Source organism: Streptomyces sp. NPDC104309, assembly GCF_055584025.1.
This window is the reverse complement of record NZ_JBVJMV010000016.1, coordinates 168,599-189,032: the sequence shown is the minus strand read 5'-3', so window position 1 is coordinate 189,032 and position 20,434 is coordinate 168,599. Positions and strand designations below refer to the sequence as shown.

20 protein-coding genes, 1 tRNA gene and 1 pseudogene are annotated in these 20,434 nt (G+C 69.5%); 12 read left to right on the top strand and 10 right to left on the bottom strand.

All coding sequences use genetic code 11. The features are described from left to right. Positions 1–28: 28 nt before the first annotated feature. Positions 29–1,663, bottom strand: coding sequence for a beta-N-acetylhexosaminidase (locus tag ACZ68L_RS24230; RefSeq protein WP_469580039.1), 1,635 nt, complete (start codon positions 1,661–1,663; stop codon positions 29–31). Between the two features lie 131 nt (positions 1,664–1,794). Here ACZ68L_RS24230 and ACZ68L_RS24225 point away from each other — a divergent pair, with 131 nt between their 5' ends. The 3 genes from ACZ68L_RS24225 to glmS all read left to right on the top strand — a co-directional run bounded on the left by ACZ68L_RS24225 (position 1,795) and on the right by glmS (position 4,969). After that, on the top strand, positions 1,795–2,694 hold the full coding sequence (locus tag ACZ68L_RS24225; RefSeq protein ID WP_469580038.1) for a DUF4429 domain-containing protein: 900 nt from the start codon (positions 1,795–1,797) through the stop codon (positions 2,692–2,694). 126 nt (positions 2,695–2,820) lie between these two features. Then, on the top strand, positions 2,821–3,096 hold the full coding sequence (locus tag ACZ68L_RS24220; RefSeq protein WP_093900391.1) for a hypothetical protein: 276 nt from the start codon (positions 2,821–2,823) through the stop codon (positions 3,094–3,096). Positions 3,097–3,139: 43 nt separating this feature from the next. Next, positions 3,140–4,969: a glutamine--fructose-6-phosphate transaminase (isomerizing) gene (gene glmS / locus ACZ68L_RS24215; protein WP_351073242.1), complete on the top strand. Its 1,830-nt coding sequence runs from the start codon at positions 3,140–3,142 to the stop codon at positions 4,967–4,969. 202 nt (positions 4,970–5,171) lie between these two features. Here glmS and ACZ68L_RS24210 read toward each other — a convergent pair whose 3' ends face one another. Together ACZ68L_RS24210 and ACZ68L_RS24205 are read right to left on the bottom strand one after the other, a co-directional pair. After that, positions 5,172–5,744: an acetate uptake transporter gene (locus ACZ68L_RS24210; protein WP_469580036.1), complete on the bottom strand. Its 573-nt coding sequence runs from the start codon at positions 5,742–5,744 to the stop codon at positions 5,172–5,174. A gap of 185 nt (positions 5,745–5,929) precedes the next feature. Continuing rightward, a complete protein-coding gene (locus ACZ68L_RS24205; protein WP_093900388.1) occupies positions 5,930–6,451 on the bottom strand; it encodes a universal stress protein in 522 nt (173 codons plus the stop codon). A 938-nt stretch (positions 6,452–7,389) separates the two neighbouring features. Between ACZ68L_RS24205 and ACZ68L_RS24200 the strand changes: the two genes are divergently transcribed. From ACZ68L_RS24200 to ACZ68L_RS24185, 4 genes and pseudogenes are all read left to right on the top strand, one after another. After that, on the top strand, positions 7,390–8,625 hold the full coding sequence (locus tag ACZ68L_RS24200) for a helix-turn-helix domain-containing protein (RefSeq protein ID WP_469580034.1): 1,236 nt from the start codon (positions 7,390–7,392) through the stop codon (positions 8,623–8,625). Between the two features lie 9 nt (positions 8,626–8,634). Further along, complete coding sequence (gene orn / locus ACZ68L_RS24195; protein WP_469580032.1) at positions 8,635–9,237, top strand: oligoribonuclease; 603 nt, start codon at positions 8,635–8,637, stop codon at positions 9,235–9,237. A gap of 126 nt (positions 9,238–9,363) precedes the next feature. Further along, a tRNA-His gene (locus ACZ68L_RS24190) sits at positions 9,364–9,436 on the top strand. Positions 9,437–9,546: 110 nt separating this feature from the next. Beyond that, positions 9,547–10,017 (top strand): annotated as a pseudogene (locus ACZ68L_RS24185) (hypothetical protein); the annotation flags it as partial. Between the two features lie 495 nt (positions 10,018–10,512). Here the strand turns inward: ACZ68L_RS24185 and ACZ68L_RS24180 are convergent. Further along, positions 10,513–11,118, bottom strand: coding sequence for a TSUP family transporter (locus tag ACZ68L_RS24180; RefSeq protein WP_469580069.1), 606 nt, complete (start codon positions 11,116–11,118; stop codon positions 10,513–10,515). A 101-nt stretch (positions 11,119–11,219) separates the two neighbouring features. Between ACZ68L_RS24180 and ACZ68L_RS24175 the strand changes: the two genes are divergently transcribed. Genes ACZ68L_RS24175 through ACZ68L_RS24165 form a run of 3 tightly spaced genes read left to right on the top strand, consistent with a single transcriptional unit; the run spans position 11,220 to position 12,806 of the window. Further along, complete coding sequence (locus tag ACZ68L_RS24175; RefSeq protein WP_469580031.1) at positions 11,220–11,462, top strand: hypothetical protein; 243 nt, start codon at positions 11,220–11,222, stop codon at positions 11,460–11,462. After that, positions 11,434–11,961 (top strand): DUF6879 family protein, encoded by a 528-nt coding sequence (locus ACZ68L_RS24170; protein WP_469580029.1) that lies wholly within the window; start codon positions 11,434–11,436, stop codon positions 11,959–11,961. Before ACZ68L_RS24175 ends, ACZ68L_RS24170 begins: the two co-directional genes overlap by 29 nt. Beyond that, positions 11,961–12,806 carry a helix-turn-helix domain-containing protein gene (locus ACZ68L_RS24165; protein WP_469580026.1) on the top strand — a complete coding sequence of 282 codons (846 nt, stop codon included), beginning with the start codon at positions 11,961–11,963 and terminating at the stop codon, positions 12,804–12,806. The genes ACZ68L_RS24170 and ACZ68L_RS24165 overlap by 1 nt, the downstream gene beginning before the upstream one ends. A gap of 55 nt (positions 12,807–12,861) precedes the next feature. On the opposite strand, the gene ACZ68L_RS24160 is transcribed toward ACZ68L_RS24165, so the two are convergent. Then, the gene (locus ACZ68L_RS24160; RefSeq protein ID WP_469580025.1) at positions 12,862–13,032 is read right to left on the bottom strand and encodes a hypothetical protein; all 171 of its coding nucleotides are present in this window, start codon (positions 13,030–13,032) and stop codon (positions 12,862–12,864) included. Between the two features lie 260 nt (positions 13,033–13,292). Here ACZ68L_RS24160 and ACZ68L_RS24155 point away from each other — a divergent pair, with 260 nt between their 5' ends. Further along, positions 13,293–13,793: a glycine-rich domain-containing protein gene (locus ACZ68L_RS24155; RefSeq protein WP_469580021.1), complete on the top strand. Its 501-nt coding sequence runs from the start codon at positions 13,293–13,295 to the stop codon at positions 13,791–13,793. Positions 13,794–13,825: 32 nt separating this feature from the next. Next, the gene (locus ACZ68L_RS24150) at positions 13,826–13,963 is read left to right on the top strand and encodes a hypothetical protein (protein ID WP_469580018.1); all 138 of its coding nucleotides are present in this window, start codon (positions 13,826–13,828) and stop codon (positions 13,961–13,963) included. 222 nt (positions 13,964–14,185) lie between these two features. Here ACZ68L_RS24150 and ACZ68L_RS24145 read toward each other — a convergent pair whose 3' ends face one another. The 5 genes from ACZ68L_RS24145 to ACZ68L_RS24125 form a co-directional block, all read right to left on the bottom strand. Then, positions 14,186–15,217: a LacI family DNA-binding transcriptional regulator gene (locus ACZ68L_RS24145; RefSeq protein ID WP_469580017.1), complete on the bottom strand. Its 1,032-nt coding sequence runs from the start codon at positions 15,215–15,217 to the stop codon at positions 14,186–14,188. A gap of 234 nt (positions 15,218–15,451) precedes the next feature. Further along, positions 15,452–16,915, bottom strand: coding sequence for a GH1 family beta-glucosidase (locus tag ACZ68L_RS24140; protein ID WP_469580015.1), 1,464 nt, complete (start codon positions 16,913–16,915; stop codon positions 15,452–15,454). 121 nt (positions 16,916–17,036) lie between these two features. After that, positions 17,037–17,954: a carbohydrate ABC transporter permease gene (locus ACZ68L_RS24135; protein WP_469580012.1), complete on the bottom strand. Its 918-nt coding sequence runs from the start codon at positions 17,952–17,954 to the stop codon at positions 17,037–17,039. 15 nt (positions 17,955–17,969) lie between these two features. Continuing rightward, positions 17,970–18,971 (bottom strand): carbohydrate ABC transporter permease, encoded by a 1,002-nt coding sequence (locus tag ACZ68L_RS24130; protein ID WP_469580010.1) that lies wholly within the window; start codon positions 18,969–18,971, stop codon positions 17,970–17,972. A gap of 131 nt (positions 18,972–19,102) precedes the next feature. Beyond that, entirely contained in the window at positions 19,103–20,431 is a 1,329-nt protein-coding gene (locus ACZ68L_RS24125) for an ABC transporter substrate-binding protein (RefSeq protein WP_469580009.1), read from the bottom strand. Between the last annotated feature and the right edge of the window lie 3 nt (positions 20,432–20,434).

Genomic DNA, 20,434 nt, shown 5'->3' with positions numbered 1-20,434 from the left:
CACCGGTCGCCGGACGGCCCCGGTCACCTCACTCCGCGGCCCAGGGAACCTGCGGAGCCCGGTAGTAGTTGATGCCGAGCGCCGAGAACCTCGGCCCCTGCGCGCCCAACCGCACCTTGTACGTCTCCCAGTCGTGCGTGGCCGCGGGCGACCACCCCAGCTCCGCCACCCCGGGCAGCCGTGGGAACGCCATCTGCTCGATCTCGTCGCTGTTGGTCAGGGTCTCCGACCAGAGCGGCGCCTCGACGCCGAGGACGGAGCCCTCCGGGGCCCCGTCCAGGTACGTCGCCGGGTTCCAGTCGTAAGAGCGCTGGGTGGAGACGTAACCGGCCCAGGCCAGTCCCAGTTGGGTGTCCTTGTCGTACTTCATGTCGAGGTAGCTCCGGTCCGCCGGGGACAGCACCAGCTTCGTGCCGTTCACGGCCGCGTCCGCCACCTGCTTGCGCTCGGCCGCGCCCGTCTGGTCGTAGCCCCAGTACTGGGCGACCGCGCCCTTGACCGGCGTGCCCCCGGTCAACTGGTGCCAGCCGATCACCGTCTTGCCGTACGTGCCGACGATGGCCTGTGCCTTGTCCATGAAGGCCACGTAGTCCGCGTGACTGGTGGAGTGCGCCTCGTCGCCGCCGATGTGGAGGTACTTTCCGGGGGTGAGCGCGGCCAGCTCACGGACCACGTCGTCCACGAAGTCGTACGTGACGGCCTTCGGGACGCACAGCGAGCTGAAGCCGACATTGGTGCCGGTGTAGAGCGGCGGCGCGACACCGTCGCAGTTCAGCTCCGCGTACGAGGCGAGTGCCGCGTTGGTGTGGCCGGGCAGGTCGATCTCCGGCACGACCTCCAGATAGCGGGAGGACGCGTACCGGACGATCTCCTTGTAGTCGCTCTTCGTGTAGTGGCCGCCGACGCCTCCGCCGACCTCGGTCTGCCCTCCGTACGTGGCGAGCCGCGGCCAGGAGTCGATGGCGATGCGCCAGCCCTGGTCGTCGGAGAGGTGCAGATGGAGTTTGTTCATCTTGTACAGGGCGAGCTGATCGATGTAGCGCTTGACCTCGGCCACGGAGAAGAAGTGCCGTGAGACGTCCAGCATCGCGCTCCGGTACGCGTACCGGGGCGCGTCCTTGACCGTGCCGCCCGCGACCTTCCACGGGCCCTTCTGGCGGCTGTCCTTCTCCACCTTGGCCGGGAGCAGCTGGCGCAGCGTCTGGACGCCGTGGAAGAGCCCAGCCGGGCCGCGCGCGGTGATGGTGACCGAGCCGCGGTTCGACTTCAGCGTGTAGCCCTCGGCACCCGCCGCGCCGGCGTGGGAGTCGAGGCGCAGCCGGATGCCGTCGCCGCCGCGGCCGGTGACCGGCAGGGCGTACCCGGTGGACGGGCGGAGCACGCCCGCCAGGTAGTCGCCGATCTTCCGGGCGTCGCGGGAGTCGCCCTCGACGCGGATCCTGGTGTCCGCGGTGATGGTGTACGCAGTGCCGCCGGGCTTCGCCTCGGCGGGGGCGGGCACTATCTGCCCGAGCGGACGGGGCGTGGCGGCCGTGGCCGGGCCGCGGCTCGCCGCGTGCCCTTCCGGCGCCGCGCCGACACTGGAGATACCGGCCGCCGTGACGAGCAGCAGCGAGCCGAGGAGACGGGGAAGAGCGATGCGCTGTGTCCTGTGCAGTCTCACAAGCCGGGTCCCTTTCGACGGGTGCACACCTGTGGATCTCCTGACCGAACCATCACCATGCGTATCGCCTGTCCCACGGACGGTCAAGGTGTAGACCACTTCCCCGTTGTGCGGCTGAGAGAATCCGGCTCATGGCGGAAATAATCCAGCGCGACGGAACGTGGACGTTCGACGGCGAGACGGTGCGGATCGTGCCGGGCAGGGGCAAGGGCATCCATCCCCTCCGGCAGGAGCTGGGCGAACGCGTCGTCCCGCTCCGGGCTCTGGCGGGCATCACCTTCGAACCCGACCGCAAGGGCGGCCGGCTGCGACTGCGACTGCGCGACGGCGCCTGCCCCGTCCTGCGCGCCGCGGAGGGCAGGCTCAAGGACGCCTCGGACCCGTACCGGCTGACCGTGGAGAAGGACCGCAGTGGAGTAGCGGAGTACTTCGTCGGCGAGGTGCGCAACGCCCTGCTGATCGAGCAGGTGCCCACCGGGCCGGTGGACGGCTTCCTGCTGCCGGGACCCGCGGTGCCGGTGGCCGGGGGCGGCGGGGACGGCACGGCCTCGTTCGACGGGGAGACCGTCCGCCTCACCTGGAACTGGAAGGCCGAGGAGGTCAAGAGCTCGGCCGGCCCGGTCGCCTTCCCGGTGTCGGAGGTGACCGAGGTGCACTGGATGCCCGCCATCGGTCTGGAGAACGGGCATCTGCGCTTCGTACGGGGCGCGGCCGCGGCCCCGGCTCCGGCGGCCGCGTTCGACCCGTACTCGCTGGATCTGTGGGGGCTGTCCAAGAAGGAGTACACGGCGGCACTGGTCGCGGCGGCGGTACTGGTCCGGCTGCCGGGCGCGGCGGAGAAGGAGGCCGGAGCCGGGGCCGAAGGCGCGCGGCCCGCGGAGATCCGGGCCTCGGCCGCCCCCGCACCGCCCATGGACGACCACGATGCCCTGCTGCGCCGGCTGCGGGAACTCGGTGAGCTGCGTCAGGCCGGGATCCTCACCGACGACGAGTTCGCCGCCGCCAAGCAGGCCGTCCTGAAGCGTCTGTGAATCGCGGGCGTCCCGATGCCCTCATCGATCACCTCCGGGTCTGCCCGAGAGCTCAATCACACCATCACCTGCCCGATATCGGGCAGAATTGTTGCGTAAGTGCTCCGCCCACCGCAATATCGACGAGTGCTCGAACGCCGCTCGTCGCATGACGACCTCATCGACCACCTGGTGCGCAGCACCGCGCTCCAGCGCGGTGAGGCCGCCCGGGTGGTCCTCGACGTGCTGGCGTACTTCGACGAGACGACCGACGACTTCGTCCGCCGCCGCCACCGCGAACTGCAGTCCGGCGGCCTGGTGAACGCGGAGATCTTCGAGCGGATCGCGGCCGAGCTGCCGCACCGGGCGGTCGCGCCGCCGGAGCTCTCGCTCCGCCAGCTGCGCCGCATCGTCTACGGCTGAGCAACGAGCACCACAGGTACGTCGATGGAGGGGCAGAGACTCTATGTGCGGAATCGTCGGGTATATCGGGAAGCGTGATGTGGCCCCGCTGCTGCTGGAAGGGCTGCAGCGGCTGGAGTACCGGGGTTACGACTCCGCGGGCATCGTCATCACCGGCAAGGCGTCGGCCGGGAAGCCCGCCGCCCTGAAGATGGTCAAGGCGAAGGGCCGGGTCCGTGAGCTGGAGGCCCGCGTTCCCAAGCGTTTCACCGGCACCACCGGCATCGCCCACACCCGCTGGGCCACCCACGGCGCCCCGAGCGACGAGAACGCGCACCCGCACCTGGACGCCGACAACAGGGTCGCCGTCGTGCACAACGGCATCATCGACAACGCCGACGAGCTGCGTGCGAAGCTCGTCGCCGACGGTGTCGTCTTCCTCTCCGAGACCGACACCGAGGTGCTGGTCCACATGATCGCCCGCGCCCAGGCGGACACCCTGGAGGAGAAGGTCCGCGAGGCGCTGCGCTCGGTCGAGGGCACGTACGGCATCGCCGTCATGCACGCCGACTTCAACGACCGCATCGTGGTCGCCCGCAACGGCTCCCCGGTCGTCCTCGGCATCGGCGAGAAGGAGATGTTCGTCGCCTCCGACGTCGCCGCGCTGGTCGCCCACACCCGGCAGGTCGTCACCCTCGACGACGGCGAGATGGCCACCCTCAAGGCCGACGACTTCCGTACGTACACGACGGAGGGTTCGTCCACGACGGCCACGCCGACCACCGTGGAGTGGGAGGCCGAGTCGTACGACATGGGCGGCCACGACACGTACATGCACAAGGAGATCTCCGAGCAGGCCGACGCCGTCGACCGGGTGCTGCGCGGCCGGATCGACGACCGTTTCGCCACCGTGCACCTGGGCGGGCTCAACCTGGACGCCCGCGAGGCGCGCGGGGTCCGCCGGATCAAGATCCTGGGCTGCGGCACCTCGTACCACGCGGGCCAGATCGGCGCGCAGCTGATCGAGGAGCTGGCCCGTATCCCCGCGGACGCCGAGCCCGCCTCGGAGTTCCGCTACCGCAACCCGGTCGTCGACCCGGACACGCTGTATGTCGCGGTCTCCCAGTCCGGTGAGACGTACGACGTGCTCGCCGCCGTCCAGGAGCTCAAGCGCAAGGGCGCCCGGGTGCTCGGTGTCGTCAACGTGGTGGGTTCGGCGATCGCCCGGGAGGCCGACGGCGGTACGTACGTCCACGCCGGCCCCGAGGTCTGTGTCGTCTCCACCAAGTGCTTCACGAACACGGTCGTGGCGTTCGCGCTGCTCGCCCTGCACCTGGGCCGGATCCGGGATCTGTCGGTCGCCGACGGCAAGCGGATCATCGACGGTCTGCGCAGGCTGCCCGCCCAGATCAGCGAGATCCTGGCGAACGAGGACGAGATCAAGGAGATGGCGGCCCAGTACGCGGACGCCAAGTCGATGATGTTCATCGGCCGGGTGCGCGGCTATCCCGTCGCCCGTGAGGCCTCGCTGAAGCTCAAGGAGGTCTCGTACATCCACGCGGAGGCGTACCCTGCCTCCGAACTGAAGCACGGGCCGCTGGCACTGATCGAGCCCGCGATGCCGACGGTCGCGATCGTGCCGGACGACGATCTGCTGGAGAAGAACCGCGCCGCGATGGAGGAGATCAAGGCCCGCAGCGGCCGCATCCTCGCCGTCGCCCACCAGGTCCAGGAGAAGGCCGACCACACCATCGTCGTGCCGAAGAACGAGAACGAGCTGGACCCGATCCTGATGGGCATCCCGCTCCAGCTCTTCGCGTACCACACGGCGCTGGCCATGGGCCGTGACATCGACAAGCCGCGCAACCTGGCGAAGTCCGTCACCGTCGAGTAGTGCCCCGCACGGGCTGTGCCCGGCAGAGCGGCCCCGTACCCACCGCCGTCGTGGGTACGGGGCCGCTCCCGTGCGGGCCGCCGCCTGCCCCGGGGCCCCCCGTCCGGGTCCTGCCGGGCTCGCGCGCCCCGGCACCGGCCCCCGCGTGCCGGTCCGGCCCGGTCCGGACCAGAACCCCTTGCGCACCGGCCCGGCCGCCGCCTCAGCCGGTGGCCGTCACCCCCCGGCCGGCAGCGCGCCCCGGCAGCGCCGTGGGCCAGTGGGCCAGGGCCGCCGTGGCCCGGTACCAGGCGGCGAGACCGGCCGCCTCGGCGAACCAGCCGCCCGCCTCGGCCAGGCTCCCGCTGCCCGCGAGCCGCCCCACGCCCAGGAGCAGAAGGGCCAGGAAGAGCAGTGCGTACATCCCCTGGGCGAGCAGACCGCCGCCGGCCGCCCCGAGGGTCAGGCTGAGTGCGAACAGGGCCCAGAGCAGCAGGAACAGCCCTGCCGCGTGGCTGGAGACATGGGCGCCCGCACCGGTGCCCCAGGTGAACCAGAAGGCGCCGAGTCCGGCGAAGGCCGTGCCGGTGAAGCCGCTGCCCGCGCGGAACTCAAGGAGTCCGGCGACGAACAGGGCGATGCCGCCGACGTAGAGCGCGAGCGAGACGGCGTCGGCCGCCGTCACGCCGTCCACGACCCCGGTGTGACCGATACCGAACCCCAACAGGGTGAGTCCCAGGGCGAGATGGCCGAGGGCAGCGGTGCTGGTGCTTCCCGCAGAGACGTCATTGTCCACGGCGGGCTCCCTTCACATGCGGTGGACTTGCTTCCCAATGATGCTTATGTACCCTTCACAAGCGCACAATCCACCTCGGCATCGCAATGGATTGCCGGTTTCCACAGGCGAGTTGACGCCACGTCGGCAACGACATCCACCCCCGTGACAGGGGTGGCGACAGGGACCGCCGGGATGCGGAACAGTCAGGGAATGACGACGACCGGCCGCTGCGCGCGACGCGCGAGCCGCCCCGCCACCGAGCCGAAGATGCGGCCGACGATGCCGTGCGTGGAGCCGACGACGATGGCGTCGGCCGAGTACTCCCGGCCGACTTCCTCCAGCTCGTGGCAGATGTCCCCGCCGCGCTCGACGAGCACCCAGGGAACCTCGGAGAGGTAGTCCGCGCAGGCGAGCTCCAGGCCGAGCACCTCGGTGCGGTGATCGGGCACATCGACGAAGACGGGCGGCTCGCAGCCTGCCCAGACGGTGGTCGGCAGCCGATTGGCGACATGGACGATGATCAGGCCGGAACCCGATCTTCGGGCCATGCCGATGGCGTATGCGAGGGCGCGCTCACTGGAGGTCGAGCCGTCGAAGCCGACCACGACCCCATGCCGGAAGGCGGGGTCGCAGGAATGACGTGTCTCTTCGACCGCCTGCGGGTCCGACATGTGGTCGGCTACCTGCTTGCGGTCGGCGGGTTCGGGGATTTCGTGACCGGCCATCGGTGTCTCGGCGAAGAGAGTCCTCGTGAGGAGAGCGACTTGGGGAAGGTGCGTCAGCGGGCGGTGTTGCGGTGTCCGGGAATCATCTTCCCAACCCCTTACCCCCAAGGATACGGCGCCACTCCTCCACTGCCCAGACCCGCGCAAAGCGCGCGCGACGTTTCACGGAGCATGCCCGAGGCGGACCCGTATGGCAATGCCGGTTGCGCGGTACATCGACGATGCCGGGCCCCGACGGCTCCGCTCGGTGACCGGCGGGGCCCCGCCCGTCACCCCCTCCCACCCACCGCGCGACCGCCGCGCACCCGGGATGGATCACCGCTCCGCCGTCGCCCGCCGGCCCGGTGATCCGACCCCGGGAGTCACCCCGGGGTCGCCCCGGCCCGTCCGCCCCGCCCGGAGCCCGCCGCCCGGCCGGGGACGCGCGTCGGTCCGCCGGGCGGGATCCAGCTGCCCCGCGAGGCCGCCGCACCACTCCCCGCGATCGGCCGTCCACCCGCCGAGGGGCGCAAAGAAGCAAGCGTTCATCGAGGTTGTGCGCCGGTCAACTGACCGAATCACGTATGCACAACCATCTATTTTCAGCCAACTTCACACCCCTGTCACTTCCTTGCCGAATTGGCCGATCAACCCCCTTGCCACCAGGCAGGAAGAGACCGCGCGGTACGCTTCTACCCGACGGGGTTGGGCCATCAAGGCGAGGCGCACTTCCCTGCACGGCCGCCGAATGAAACCCTTCGTGATCGAATGCTTCCCGCCAAGTTGCCTTGTCGACATAACGCCGGTTGGTGAACTTGTCACGCCGGCACCACGGGACGCAGTAGATTCGATCTTGGGTATCGAAGACTGGGGACTCGTGCAGGACCGAGGGGAAACGTGCAGGAGCGACAGGCCCGTAAGGACCAGAAAGACGCGAACACCAAGGGGGGCTTAGCGTCATGAGCCAGGACTCCGCCGCCGCAACGGAGGCTGTACGGAAGCTCAGTGGACGACGACGACGGGAAGTCGTCGCCGTGCTGCTGTTCAGCGGCGGCCCCATCTTCGAGAGCTCGATCCCGCTCTCCGTGTTCGGAATCGACCGACAGGACGCGGGAGTTCCGCGCTACCGACTCCTCGTCTGCGGCGGGGAAGACGGGCCGCTGCGGACCACCGGGGGACTCGAACTCACCGCGCCCTACGGGCTGGAGGCGATCAGCAGGGCCGGCACCGTCGTGGTGCCCGCCTGGCGTTCGATCACCTCGCCACCGCCCGCGGAGGCGCTGGACGCGCTGCGCCGCGCCCATGAAGAGGGGGCCCGCATCGTCGGGCTGTGCACCGGGGCGTTCGTACTCGCCGCCGCCGGTCTGCTGGACGGCCGCCCGGCGACCACGCACTGGATGTACGCACCGACGCTGGCCAAGCGCTATCCGTCGGTGCACGTCGACCCGCGCGAGCTCTTCGTCGACGACGGCGACGTGCTCACCTCCGCCGGGACGGCGGCCGGGATCGATCTCTGTCTGCACATAGTCCGCACGGACCACGGCACGGAGGCCGCCGGGGCACTGGCCCGCCGGCTCGTCGTGCCGCCGCGACGCAGCGGCGGTCAGGAGCGCTACCTCGACAGGTCTTTACCTGAGGAGATCGGCTCCGACCCGCTCGCCGAGGTCGTGGCCTGGGCACTGGAGCATCTCCACGAGCAGTTCGACGTGGAGACGCTGGCCGCGCGCGCCTACATGAGCAGGCGGACCTTCGACCGCAGGTTCCGCTCACTCACCGGCAGCGCGCCGCTCCAGTGGCTGATCACCCAGCGGGTGCTGCAGGCGCAGCGTCTGCTGGAGACGTCCGAGTACTCGGTCGACGAGGTCGCGGGCCGCTGCGGCTTCCGCTCGCCGGTCGCGCTGCGCGGGCACTTCCGGCGCCAGCTGGGCTCCTCCCCCGCCGCGTACCGGGCCGCCTACCGGGCCCGTCGTCCGCAGGGCGGCGGTGCGGAGCCGGTCACCGCGGCGATCGAGCCGGTCGTGCCCGCCCAAGGCTCCTCGGCGGGCCGTCGCGCCACGGCCGCGGCCACCCCGCCGGGTCCGCACGTCGTCACGTCGGCGGCGGTCGGGACGGGGCAGCCGGAGCACGGGAAACCGGGACCCGACGCGTACACCACCGGACGCCCGACCCTGCCGGGTCAACGGAGTGCCCCGTAGGGTGGGGCCATGAACGACCGCATGGTGTGGATCGACTGCGAGATGACCGGGCTCTCGTTGACGGAAGACGCACTCATCGAGGTGGCCGCGCTGGTCACCGACTCGGAGCTGAACGTGCTCGGCGAAGGGGTGGACATCGTGATCCGCCCGCCGGACACGGCCCTGGAGACGATGCCCGAGGTGGTGCGCCAGATGCACACCTCCTCGGGCCTCCTCGACGAGCTGGCCCGGGGCACCACCCTGGCCGACGCCGAGGCCCAGGTGCTGGCCTATGTCCGCGAGCACGTGAAGGAGCCCGGCAAGGCCCCGCTCTGCGGAAACTCGGTCTCTACCGACCGAGGTTTCCTGGCGCGGGACATGGCGGCCCTGGAGGGCTACCTCCACTACCGGATCGTCGATGTGTCCTCGGTCAAGGAGCTGGCGCGCCGCTGGTACCCGAGGGCGTACTTCAACAGTCCGGAGAAGAACGGCAACCACCGGGCGCTCGCGGACATCCGCGACTCCATCACGGAGCTGCGCTACTACCGCGAGGCGATCTTCGTGCCGCAGCCCGGTCCGGACTCGGAGCGCGCCAAGGCGATCGCGGCGCACGTCGCGCCGCCCACGCCGTAGGTCCTTGCGAAGCCGCTGGTCATAGGCCTTTCGGGGGCTGGGATCAGCGGCTGAACAATGGAGGCGCGAGCACCCTCTCGGACCCTGTACACTTTTTCTCGGCCGGTCAGAAAAAGACCGGGCATGGTGGGTATAGCTCAGATGGTAGAGCACCTGGTTGTGGTCCAGGATGTCGCGGGTTCGAGTCCCGTTACTCACCCTGAATGATCAAGGGCTGACCTGTGAAAGCGGGTCAGCCCTTCTTCATGTCCCCGAACTTGGGAACGTGACGGGAACACGGGTGTCGGTCCTGCGTCGCATCGTCCCCACATGGCGAGCATCGTGGAACGGCCCAAGAAGGACGGCACCACCACCTATCAGGTGAAGTGGCGCCAAGACGGCGAGTGGCAGAGCGAGAAGTTCGGCGAGCCTGAGGGTGCGAAGCAGTTCAAGGACCTGGGGGAGACCACGGCGGGCAGTGGCCCCACGGCCGGGTACGCGGCGAGGGCTTCGTCACAGAGCCCGCCCTACCCGGCGACATACACGAAGAAGGCCCGGCGCCTGGTCGCCCTCTCCCCCATCCAGGTCGACATGGCCCGCAGACTGGTCGCCGGGCTCAAGCCGACGGCCTTCGCGTTCCGGGCCAAGATGGGCGGGGAGTGGCGTCATGCGAACTTCTCCAACCGGAAGTGGGAGCCCGCCGCGGCCGAGGCCGTGAAGAAGGGCCTGCCGAAGAGCCCGCGGATTCATGACCTCCGGCATACGCATGTCGCGTGGCTGATCGGGGCGAACGTGCCACTGCCCGCGATCCAGCTACGGCTCGGGCACGAGTCGATCCAGACGACGGTGGACCGGTACGGGCAGCTGGTGCGTGCCCTCGACGACGACATCACGGCCGCCGTCGCTCGCCGATCCTTGTGTGTCAGCCATCTGCCCCAGTGCGTGACCCGTCATTCGCGCACGTGTTCGAATCGAAGGGCATGGGCAGGCTATCGGGCTCTTGCACCCCCAAGCGGTACCGTGCGGGCGGTGGCCAACAGGGTATGCCGGAGCACTACTCCGGCGACGCCATGGTGTCCATGCGCCGCCGACTCCGCTCACGCTGCTCAGCCGTGTGCCTGTCCGCACCTTCGAGAACGGCGCGCGCGTCACCGGCCGCCGACCACTCGGTATCGGTGCCGAAGAACTCGGCACCCACCGCATCCTGCACCCGGCAGAGCGGGACCTGGAGGCCGGCAGCGAGACCGCGCAGCCCACCGGCCGGGGCATCTCAATGTCCCGAGTCGAACCTCGAAATCAAGCGTGGCGGGCGACCTTGACCGCGGAGACGAGCAGGATCACAGCGAGGGCGGGGATGAGAAACGGTTCTGGAACCACACCGAGAAGCAGGCCGCCCAACAGTGCACCAGCGATCGAGCCTCCGATCATGACCACGGTGAAGCGGAGGCTAGCGCCGAGCACTGCGAAGCTTCCGTCTCGGCTGTAGCGAGCGAAGGCCACGAGCATGGTCGGCAAGGACACCGACAGCGACAGGCTCCCCGCTGTCTTGACGTCCACTGCAAACAGCAGCACTGTCGTCGGGATCAGCAGCTCGCCCCCGGCGACGCCCATGATCGCCGCAACCACTCCGATGCCGAAACCGGCCACGACACCGGACGTCACCTGCGCCCACAGTGGCAGCGCGAGCGTCCCCAGGGTGGTGGTGTGGGTGGTCACCAGGGCTGCGGCCATGAGCACCATCAGCGCGGCCAGCACTTTGTAGAGGGTGGCGCCGCGCATCCGGATCGCCCATGTCGCTCCGGCCCAGGCCCCCAGCAGGCTCCCGGCCAGCAGGTTGATCGCGATCGGCCAGTGCGCGGCCACCTCTGAGGCCGAAACTGCTGTTCCGGCTACGGCCGGCAGGGGCGCTTTCCGCGTTCGCGCCTATCTCCTTGTCCAGCCACGGCACCATGGGCATGAACAGCCACAGAAACCCATGCAAGACCTTCACGGCTGGAGGCAACGTGACCTTACATTTCATCGCGAAGGACCCCGAGACGAACGGCGATCACTGTCCGACCGTCTGGTACGACGACACCACGCAGGAGTTCGTGATCCAGGGGTGGAATGCCACCGAGGAGCTCCGGGCCAAGTGCCTGGAGGCAGGCCCGATCCCGGATGGCGAAACTGTCGTCCGCCTTCCGGTCCGCATGACCCACGCGCTCAAGGAGGCCATGGGTGTCGCAGCCCGTACCGCCGTTCGCTGAACTCCTCGCACAGTGCACGACGTCCGCCGTGCACCTGGAGACCCGCGACGTGTACGCCGCCGACGGGGAGGACCAGGACCTGAAGGCATGGCGCGAGGGCACTCTGGCAGGCGTTGCCGATCGGGCGGCGTGGTGGGGCACGTTCCACGACGCGGTGACTGACGCGCGAAGCCGCGGCGTCGCGGTCCAGCGGGCCCGGATCATCTCCACACCGGCCACGGAGTACATCCGGTTTGAGCACGCCTGCACCCGCAGGAACCTGGTCGCAGGCGAAGAGGTGCGATGGCTGCCCCGGGACCAGGCGCTCGGTCTGCTTCTGCCGGCCCACGACTTCTGGCTCTTCGACGGTCGGCTGATCCGGTGGCACCACTTCGCCGGCGACGGCACCCACCTCCGCGACGAACTCGACGACCGCCAGGACATCGCCGAGCAAACCGCGGCCGTGTTCCGTGCGGTCTGGGAGCAGGCTGTGCCGCACCAGGAGTTCACGATCAGCTGATGGCGACCTCCCCGTCAGCCCGTGTTCAGGAGGCGCGCGACCGCGTAGCGGCTCGCCTGCGCAACCTCCGTCTGGACGCGGGCCTGACGGGGCAGCAGCTCGCCGCCCGCCTCGGCTGGCAGGGCTCCAAGGTCAGTCGGTTGCAGTCCGGCCGCAGTCAGCCGTCGGCCGCTGACATCGAGGCATGGAGCACGGCGTGTGACGCCCCCGGTGAGGCTGCGGACATAGTGGCCGCCCTCCGTCAGGCGCAGGAGATGTATACCGAGTGGAGGCGGGTACAGCGAGCGGGACTTCGGGGCGTGCAGCAGGCCCGGCGGCCGCTGTACGAGCGGACCACTGTGATGCGGGTCTACAGCTCCAGCGTCATTCCCGGCATGCTCCAGACTCGCGCCTACGCGGCCGCGCTCCTCGCCGAGATCGCCCGATTCAACCGCACCCCCGACGACTCAGAGGCCGCCGCCGACGCCCGCGTCGAGCGGTCACACATCATCCGGCGAGTTGGCCGACGCTTCCCCATTCTGATGGAGGAGTCCGTGCTGCGGCGGCAGGTCGGTGACTCTGACGTGATGGCCGAGCAGTTGGGGTACCTGCTCCAGACCGCAGCCCTTCCCTCTGTGATGCTGGGCGTCATCCCCGCGAAGACCGGCGCGATGTGGCCGCTGGAGACATACACGATCTTCGACACCGAACAGGTGGCGGTTGAGCTCTTGACAGCAGCGGTCACGATCACCGCGCCGTCCGAGGTGGCGCAGTACGTCGCCGCCCACGACGAGTTGAGCGCGTCAGCGGTGTACGGGCCCGCTGCTGTGCGGCTGGTCGCCCAGGCCGTTTCTGCGCTCGCGTAGAAACGGGTAGAAACTCGGCCGCGGCCCCCGCCCGCCGTCCCTACCGTCAGCGGTACTACTCGCCGACCGCGAACGGGGAGACAGCCGCCATGGCGATGACGATCAAGGTGTACGAGGTGAACCGTGAGGGCGTCACCCGCGTGGTGCGGCCCGAGGCCGAGGTCGTCCCGGTCGAGACCGTGGACCAGACGTCGGCGTACCCGGCATGCCAGTGCGATCGGTGCAAAACCAAAACGTCATGACGCCGCCGGCTCCGGCCCACAGCGCGTACCGGACGCCAGAATGTCGCGCCGTCGCAGACCTCGACTGGGCCGAGGCGCACCACCTGTGCCCCGGCGAGACGACGGTTACCGCAGTCGGAACCACCGCCGAGTACCTGCACTGCGCGTGCCGCTGCCACACCCGATGACTTCCGTCTCGGCCGCCCATTCCCTGGCAGGACAGCGACCGAGACGGACGATCCCCAACCAGCAGAAGGAGATCACCGTGAGCGTACCTCCGAGGCCGCCGGACCCGTCCCCGATCCCCGTCATCGCACGGGCACTCATCACCGACTCCGAGTTCACCAGCTGCTGCCAGACCGTCATGGACGCGAACCCCGAAATGGACAGCGCCATGGCCGGCCGCATCGTCGAGGAGGGGCTCAAGTTCGTGGCCGCCTGCTCCCGGAATCCGGGGGTCGGCCTGGCTCCGTCCTGCATCGTCGATGAGGGCTGGCACGCCCTCCTGCTCCACACCGTCACCTACGCCAACCTGTGCGCGTCGCTCGGAGGCGGGTTCGTGCATCACGTGCCCGGCTACGACCCGACGAACTACGACCCTCCGATCTTGGACCGCACACGGCGACTGATCAGCGAGCTGGGGTATACGGCGGACCCGGAACTATGGGGGCCGCCGTCGGATGAGCTTCTCGTTTCTGTGGCGGCGCAGTGCCAGCACGCCCCGGACTGCACCATCATCATCACGCCCAAGCCGAAGGGCGGCTGATCGGTAGCCTGCCTGTAGAAGGGAGGCCGCGCATGGATTGGATCGATCCCCGGTACGCGGAGTTGGTGGCGGCGTGGGAGGCCAAGCAGACACCGGACTCACGTGACCCGGATCCCCGGCCGGTGCGGGCATTCATTGCCCCGCCGAACCCCGAGGCACCGCAGGACTGAACGAGACGAGCCCCGGCCGCGCTCGCGGTCGGGGCTCACTCCCGTGGTATCGAACTGGCCCTATTTGGTGGACTTTTCAGCATCACCGCAGGTCAAATATGGCTAACAAAACAGGTTCGAGTCCCGTTACTCACCCTGAGGGGAAAGGCCCCGGTCGAGGGCGAATTCGAGGGGCCTTTCCCATGTCTGAGCCTCCCTCACCAGGCGGCCGTGAGACGGCTGTCACGAGGAGTCGCGGACGATCAGTTCCGTGGGGAGCACGATCTGCGGACGCTCCTGGTTCTCGCCCGCGATCTCCTGGAGCAGTACGCGGGCCATCGTGCGGCCCATCTCCTCGATCGGCTGGCGCACGCTGGTGAGCGCCGGGTCCATGTGACGGGCCACGGCCGAGTCGTCGAAGCCGATGAGGGCCACATCGTCCGGGATGCGCCGGCCGGCCTCGCGAAGCACCTGGCGGGCTCCCGCGGCCATGACATCGGAGGCGGCGAAGACCGCGTCGACATCGGGGCGGCGGGCGAGCAGCTCGCGCATGGCACGGGCGCCGCTCTCCTCGCTGAAGTCGGCGGGGGCGATCAGCTGCTCGTCGGGGCCGAGACCGGCCACGGAGACCGCCTTGCGGTAGCCGTCGAGGCGGCGCCGGGCACCGTAGACGTCGAGGCGCCCGGTGATCGTGGCAATGGAGCGGCGGCCCCGGGCGATCAAGTGGTCGACGGCGGCGCGGGCACCCTCGAAGTTGTCGGAGTCGACCGAGGCGAGCGATTCGGAGGCGGACCTGCGCCCGCTCATCACGGCCGGCATGCCGAGCTGTTCCAGCAGGTCCGGCAGCGGGTCGTCGGCGTGGACGGAGACCAGCAGCACACCGTCGACGCGGTGCGCGGTCAGGTACTGGGCCAGCCTTCGGCGCTCGCGGTCGTTGCCGACGAGGGTGAGCAGCAGCTGCATGTCGGTGTCGGCGAGCGCCGCGCCGACACCGCGGACGATGTCGGAGAAGTACGGCTCGGCGAAGAAACGTGTCTCCGGCTCGGGCACGACGAGGGCGATGGCGTCGGTGCGGTTTCCCGCGAGCGCGCGGGCCGCGCGATTGGGCACGTACCCCAGTTCGGCGACGGCCGCCTCCACCGCCTCGCGGGTGTGCGCGCTGACCCGCGGGGAGCCGTTGATGACCCGTGAGGCCGTACCTCGCCCCACCCCCGCCCGTGCCGCGACCTCTTCGAGCGTGGGCCGCCCGCCGCTCCGTACTCGCGCTGCCGCCATGGCTGCCTCCCGTTCGCGGCCAATTTCTCACAGTCGGATAACTGAACCAAGTCCTGGTGTCGGCTCCCTTGACACTCGTCCGGGCCCGGCGGCCTTTCCGCAGCAGCAAATATGGGAGCGCTCCCATACTACGGGGGCGGCCTATCTGGTTCCGCGGCCTCCGGAGTCGGCCGGAAATGACGGAGACCCGGCACGGACGGCCGGGTCTCGGGAGGGGGCGTGTGCCGGTCGGGCTCAGCCGAGGTCGGTGACGGGGGGCAGTGCGTGGCGGCGGATGACGTCGGCGTACCAGTGGGCGCTCGCCTTGGGGATGCGGCGCTGGGTGGCGTAGTCGACGTAGACGGCGCCGAAGCGCTTGGAGTACCCGTACGCCCACTCGAAGTTGTCCATCAGGGACCACAGGAAGTAGCCGCGGACGTCCGCCCCGGCGGCCACGGCCCGCTGTACGGCGTCGAGGTGGCCGCGCAGGTAGTCGATCCGCTCGGGGTCCTCCACCCGGCCCTCGGGCGAGACGTAGTCGTCGAAGGCCGCGCCGTTCTCGGTGACCATCAACGGCAGGCCGGGATGGTCGCGGGAGACGTCGATGAGCAGGTCGTACAGCCCGTCGGGGTCGATCGCCCAGTTCATCGCGGTGCGCTTCTTGCCCTCGGAGAGGTGGAAGGCGACATGCTCGGAGCCGGGCCACGGCGAGTGGTCGCTGTTGCCGTGGCCGTCGTCGCGCGAGTCGCCGCAGCCGTCGGTGGGCGTGGAGACCAGCGTCGGCGTGTAGTAGTTGACGCCGAGGACGTCGATCGGCCGGGAGATGGCGGCCAGGTCGCCGTCCTGGACCAGCGTCGACCAGTCCACCAGGTGCGAGGTGTCGGCGATCAGGTCCTCGGGGTACGCGCCGCGCAGCATCGGGCCGGTGAAGACCCGGTTGCCCACCGCGTCGATCCGGCGGGCCGCGTCCACGTCGGCCTCGCTGTCGGTCAGCGGACGGACCTGGTGGAGGTTGAGGGTGACCGAGGTCTGCGCGGCAGCGGGGAGTCGGTCGCGCAGAACCTCGATCGCCCGGCCATGGGCGAGGTTGAGATGGTGGGCCGCGCGCAGGGCGGCGGCCGGCTCGGTGCGGCCGGGGGCGTGCACGCCGGAGCCGTAACCGAGGAAGGCCGAGCACCACGGCTCGTTGAAGGTGGTCCAGGTCGTGACGCGGTCGCCGAGGGCGCCGGCCATGATGGCGGCGTAGTCGGCGAAGCGCTCGGCGGTCACCCGGTGCGGCCAGCCGCCGGCGTCCTCCAGCTCCTGGGGCAGGTCCCAGTGGTAGAGGGTCGCGACGGGCGCGATGCCCGCTTCCAGGAGCTCGTCGACGAGCCTGCGGTAGAAGTCCAGTCCGCGTTCGACGGCGGGGCCGCGGCCGGTGGGCTGCACCCGGGACCAGGAGACGGAGAAGCGGTAGGCCTTCAGGCCGAGCCGCTTCATCAGCGCCACGTCGTCGCGGTAGCGGTGGTAGTGGTCGGCGGCGATGTCTCCGGTGTCACCGTTGCGGACCTTGCCCGGAGTGCGGCTGAAGGTGTCCCAGATGGAAGGGGTGCGGCCGTCCTCGGCCGCGGCGCCCTCGACCTGGTAGGCGGCGGTGGCCGCCCCCCAGACGAAACCGGTCGGGAAGTCCGCTGCCTCGGGCGCCTGCTTCGGGGCGATGTCGGGTCGTACAGCAGTCATGCGGGAGCGCTCCCAGGAGTGGACGAACAGGGGCAGGTAAGCGGTGGAGCTCCGGGCCGTACGGCCTGCGGTCGGGAGACAGGCCGTACGGGGCGTCCGGGGTGGGACGGGTGACGCGCGGTCAGCCCTTGACGGCGCCGGACATGATCCCTCCGACGATCTGCTTGCCGAAGATCACGAAGACCACGAGCAGCGGCAGGGTGCTGATCAGCGCACCGGCCATCACGATGCTCTGGTCGGGGGTGTAGGAGGCGCTCAGCTGACCGAGGGCCACCTGGAGCGTGGGGTTCTGCTGGTTGAGGGCGAGGTAGGGCCAGAAGAAGTCGTTCCAGGCCTGTACGAAGGTGAGCATCCCCAGCACCATCATCGCGGGGCGGGCCACCGGGAGGACCACGCTCCGCACGATGCGGAAGTTGTTGGCGCCGTCGATCTTGGCCGCCTCGATGAGTTCGTAGGGCAGCGCCTCGCTCAGGTACTGCCGCATGAAGAACACGCCGAACGCGCTGACCAGGGTCGGGAAGATCACCGACTCCAGCTTTCCGCCCCAGCCGATGTCGGACATCATCATGAACAGCGGGACGACGCTGAGCTGCGGCGGGATCGTGAGCGTGGCGATGACCGCGGTCATCAGACCGCCGCGACCCTTGAAGCGCATCTTGGCGAAGGCATAGCCGGCCAGGGTGCAGAAGAAGAGCGTCGCCGCCGTGATGCAGCCGGAGACGATGACGCTGTTGACGATCGCCTTGCCGAGGTGTGCCTGGTTCCAGGCGGCGTCGAGATTGTGCAGCAGCCGCCCGCCGGGCAGGAACGGCGGTGTGGTGGCGAGTACTTCGTCCTGGGTGTGGGACGCGGCCACCAGGGTCCAGTAGAGCGGCAGGAGCGAGCCGATGCCGACGACGGCCAGGGCGATGTAGGCGAACGGGCCGCCCTGCAACTGCTGTCCCGCGCCCGGCCTGAAGCGGCTCGGACGCCGCGCGGCGCGGTGGGCCGGGTTCGGGACGCCGAGTTCCGGGGCGGTGGTGGGGCTGGTCATGGTCATGGAAATCGCTCCCGGTCAGACCGCGGATGTGCGTACGAAGCGGCCGATGAGCCAGTTGACCGCGGCGATGATCAGCAGGAGGGCGAGCATCGCCCAGGCCACTGCGGCGGCCGGGCCGAGGTGCCCGAGGTTCCAGCCGTAGTTGTAGAGGTAGACGCTGAGCGTCTCGTACTGATTCTCGTTGCCACCGGTGGCTCCGAGCGTGCCGCCCTCAAGGAGCAGGGGCTCACCGAACAGCTGCATGGAGCCGATGGTCGAGATGACGATCGTGAAGAGGATCGTGGGCCGCAGCGAGGGGATGGTCACCTTGCGGAACTGCTGCCAGCGCGATGCGCCGTCCAGCGACGCGGCCTCGTACAGATCGGTCGGTACGGCCTGCATGGCGGCCAGGTAGATCAGGGTGTTGTAGCCCGTCCAGCGCCAGATCACGATGACGGAGATGGCGATCTTCGAGGTCCAGTGACCGTTGGCCCAGTTGGTGTCGCCGAGGCCGACGAAGTGCAGCGCCCAGTTGAGCAGTCCGCCGTCGGCCCGGAAGACCAGGGCGAAGACGAGGGCCGCGGAGGCCACGGAGGTGGCGTACGGGGTGAGGATGACCGTCCGCCAGAAGGCGCTGGCACGCAGCCGGTAGTTCAGCAGATGGGCCAGGCCGAGCGCGACCAGCAGTTGCGGGACCGTCGACATGACCCCGATCAGGAAGGTGTTGCCGACCGCCGTCCAGAACTCGGCGTCGTGCAGGATCTTGTCGAAGTTGTCCCAGCCGACCCACTCCATCTGGTTCAGGCCGGTCATCTCCACCCGGTGCAGGGCGATCCAACCGGTGTAGAGCAGCGGATAGAGCCCGAAGGCGCCGAAGACGAGGAAGAACGGAGCGATGTAGGCGTACGGCGACGCCTTGTCGTCGAACCGCCACAGCCGGCTCCGCCAGGCCCGCCGGCGCGACGGCACCGACGCGTGCGGGGAGCCGCCGGAGGGTGGCGGTGCGTATGAATCCCGGGTGGGAGTCGAGGTGGCCACGGGCGGGAGTCCTTCCCTGAGTAACGGGGTCGCCCGGGTAAGGGGCGGGCGTGGGCCGGGGCTGAGCCGATGACGGGGTGCGCGCGTGCCGGTGCGGGCGGCCCCCCGGGAGCCGCCCGCACCGGCGACGGTCAGCCGATCGCCTTGTCGATCGCGCTGGTCGCCGCCTTCCACGCGTCGTCCGGGCTGGTGCCGCGCTGCTCCATGTTGTTGATCTGGGTGGAGATGGTGTCCTTGATGACGCCGTCCTTCGGGCCGAGCACCGTCTCGGGGATCGACTTGGCCTCGTCGGCGTAGATCTGCCCGATCGGCGCGTCGTTGAAGTACTCCAGCTTCGCGTCCTTCACGTCGGGCAGGTCGTACGCGCCCTTGTTGGACGGGAAGCTGCCGATCGCCTTGAAGACGGCGGCCTGCTGCTCGGGGGCGGTCAGCCACTTGACGAGCTTGGCGGCCTCGTCGACGTTCTTGCCGGACTTGGGCACGGCGAGGAACGAACCGCCCCAGTTGGCGGCGGTGGCACCGGGCGCGGTGGTGATGTTCCACTTGCCCTTGTTGGCGTCACCGGCGTTGACCGAGATCTGACCGGCCATCCACGCGGGGCAGGCCACCGTGGCGACGGTGCCCTTGCGCAGGGCGGCCGTCCACGGGTCGTTGAACTGGGCGAGGCCCTGCGTCAGCTTCTTGGACGCCGCCTCGGCCGCCAGGTTCCAGCCCTGCTTGACGCTGGGGCTGTCCTTATAGACCGGCTTGCCGCTCTCGTCGTAGTACTGCTTCGCGTTCGAGCTCACCACGGCGTTGAACATGGCGCTCGCGGAGTCCATGAAGTAGGTGCCCGCGGGGGCCTTCTTCTTGTACTCCTCACCGAGCTTGAGGTAGTCCTCCCAGCCGCCGGAGACCTTCTTGGCAACCTCCTCACGGTCGGTCGGCAGGCCGGCCTTCTTGAAGAGGTCGGTGTTGTAGCAGAGCGACATCGGACCGATGTCGGTACCCGCGCCGATCACCGCGCCGTCGGACGTGGTGGCCTGCTTCTCCTTCCAGGAGACCCAGTCGTCGACGTTGATCACCTTGCTGAGGTCGGCGAAGGAGGACGCCTTGGTGTCGACGAGCTCCTTGATCCGGCCGACCTCTATGCCCTGGACGTCGGCGAGACCACTGCCCGAGTTCAGCTGCTGGAGCAGCTTGGGGTAGTAGACCTTCTCGTCGGAGGTGACGTCTTCCTTGACCGTGATGTTCGGGTGCAGCTCGTGGTACTTGGCGAAGAGACCGGCTTCCTTGTAGCCGAACTGCCCGAAGTCGGCGACGGTCAGCGTGATCTTCCCGTTCGCATCGGGGCCCGTGCTGCCCGACGAATCCGAGTCGCTGCTGCAGCCGGTCAGCAACAGGGCCGAGGCTGTCAGCCCCGTGGTGGCCAGAACCGCGGCTCTGCGGCTCCGGCCGGCGACGGTGCGGGTGATACGCATTCC

Coding starts and splice junctions, on each gene's coding strand:
- glmS (WP_351073242.1), top strand. CDS start 3,140: ATGTGCGGAATCGTCGGGTATATCGGGAAGCGTGATGTGGCCCCGCTG.
- ACZ68L_RS24125 (WP_469580009.1), bottom strand. CDS start 20,431: ATGCGTATCACCCGCACCGTCGCCGGCCGGAGCCGCAGAGCCGCGGTT.
- ACZ68L_RS24135 (WP_469580012.1), bottom strand. CDS start 17,954: ATGACCATGACCAGCCCCACCACCGCCCCGGAACTCGGCGTCCCGAAC.
- orn (WP_469580032.1), top strand. CDS start 8,635: ATGAACGACCGCATGGTGTGGATCGACTGCGAGATGACCGGGCTCTCG.
- ACZ68L_RS24145 (WP_469580017.1), bottom strand. CDS start 15,217: ATGGCGGCAGCGCGAGTACGGAGCGGCGGGCGGCCCACGCTCGAAGAG.
- ACZ68L_RS24150 (WP_469580018.1), top strand. CDS start 13,826: ATGGATTGGATCGATCCCCGGTACGCGGAGTTGGTGGCGGCGTGGGAG.
- ACZ68L_RS24225 (WP_469580038.1), top strand. CDS start 1,795: ATGGCGGAAATAATCCAGCGCGACGGAACGTGGACGTTCGACGGCGAG.
- ACZ68L_RS24165 (WP_469580026.1), top strand. CDS start 11,961: ATGGCGACCTCCCCGTCAGCCCGTGTTCAGGAGGCGCGCGACCGCGTA.
- ACZ68L_RS24200 (WP_469580034.1), top strand. CDS start 7,390: ATGAGCCAGGACTCCGCCGCCGCAACGGAGGCTGTACGGAAGCTCAGT.
- ACZ68L_RS24140 (WP_469580015.1), bottom strand. CDS start 16,915: ATGACTGCTGTACGACCCGACATCGCCCCGAAGCAGGCGCCCGAGGCA.
- ACZ68L_RS24205 (WP_093900388.1), bottom strand. CDS start 6,451: ATGGCCGGTCACGAAATCCCCGAACCCGCCGACCGCAAGCAGGTAGCC.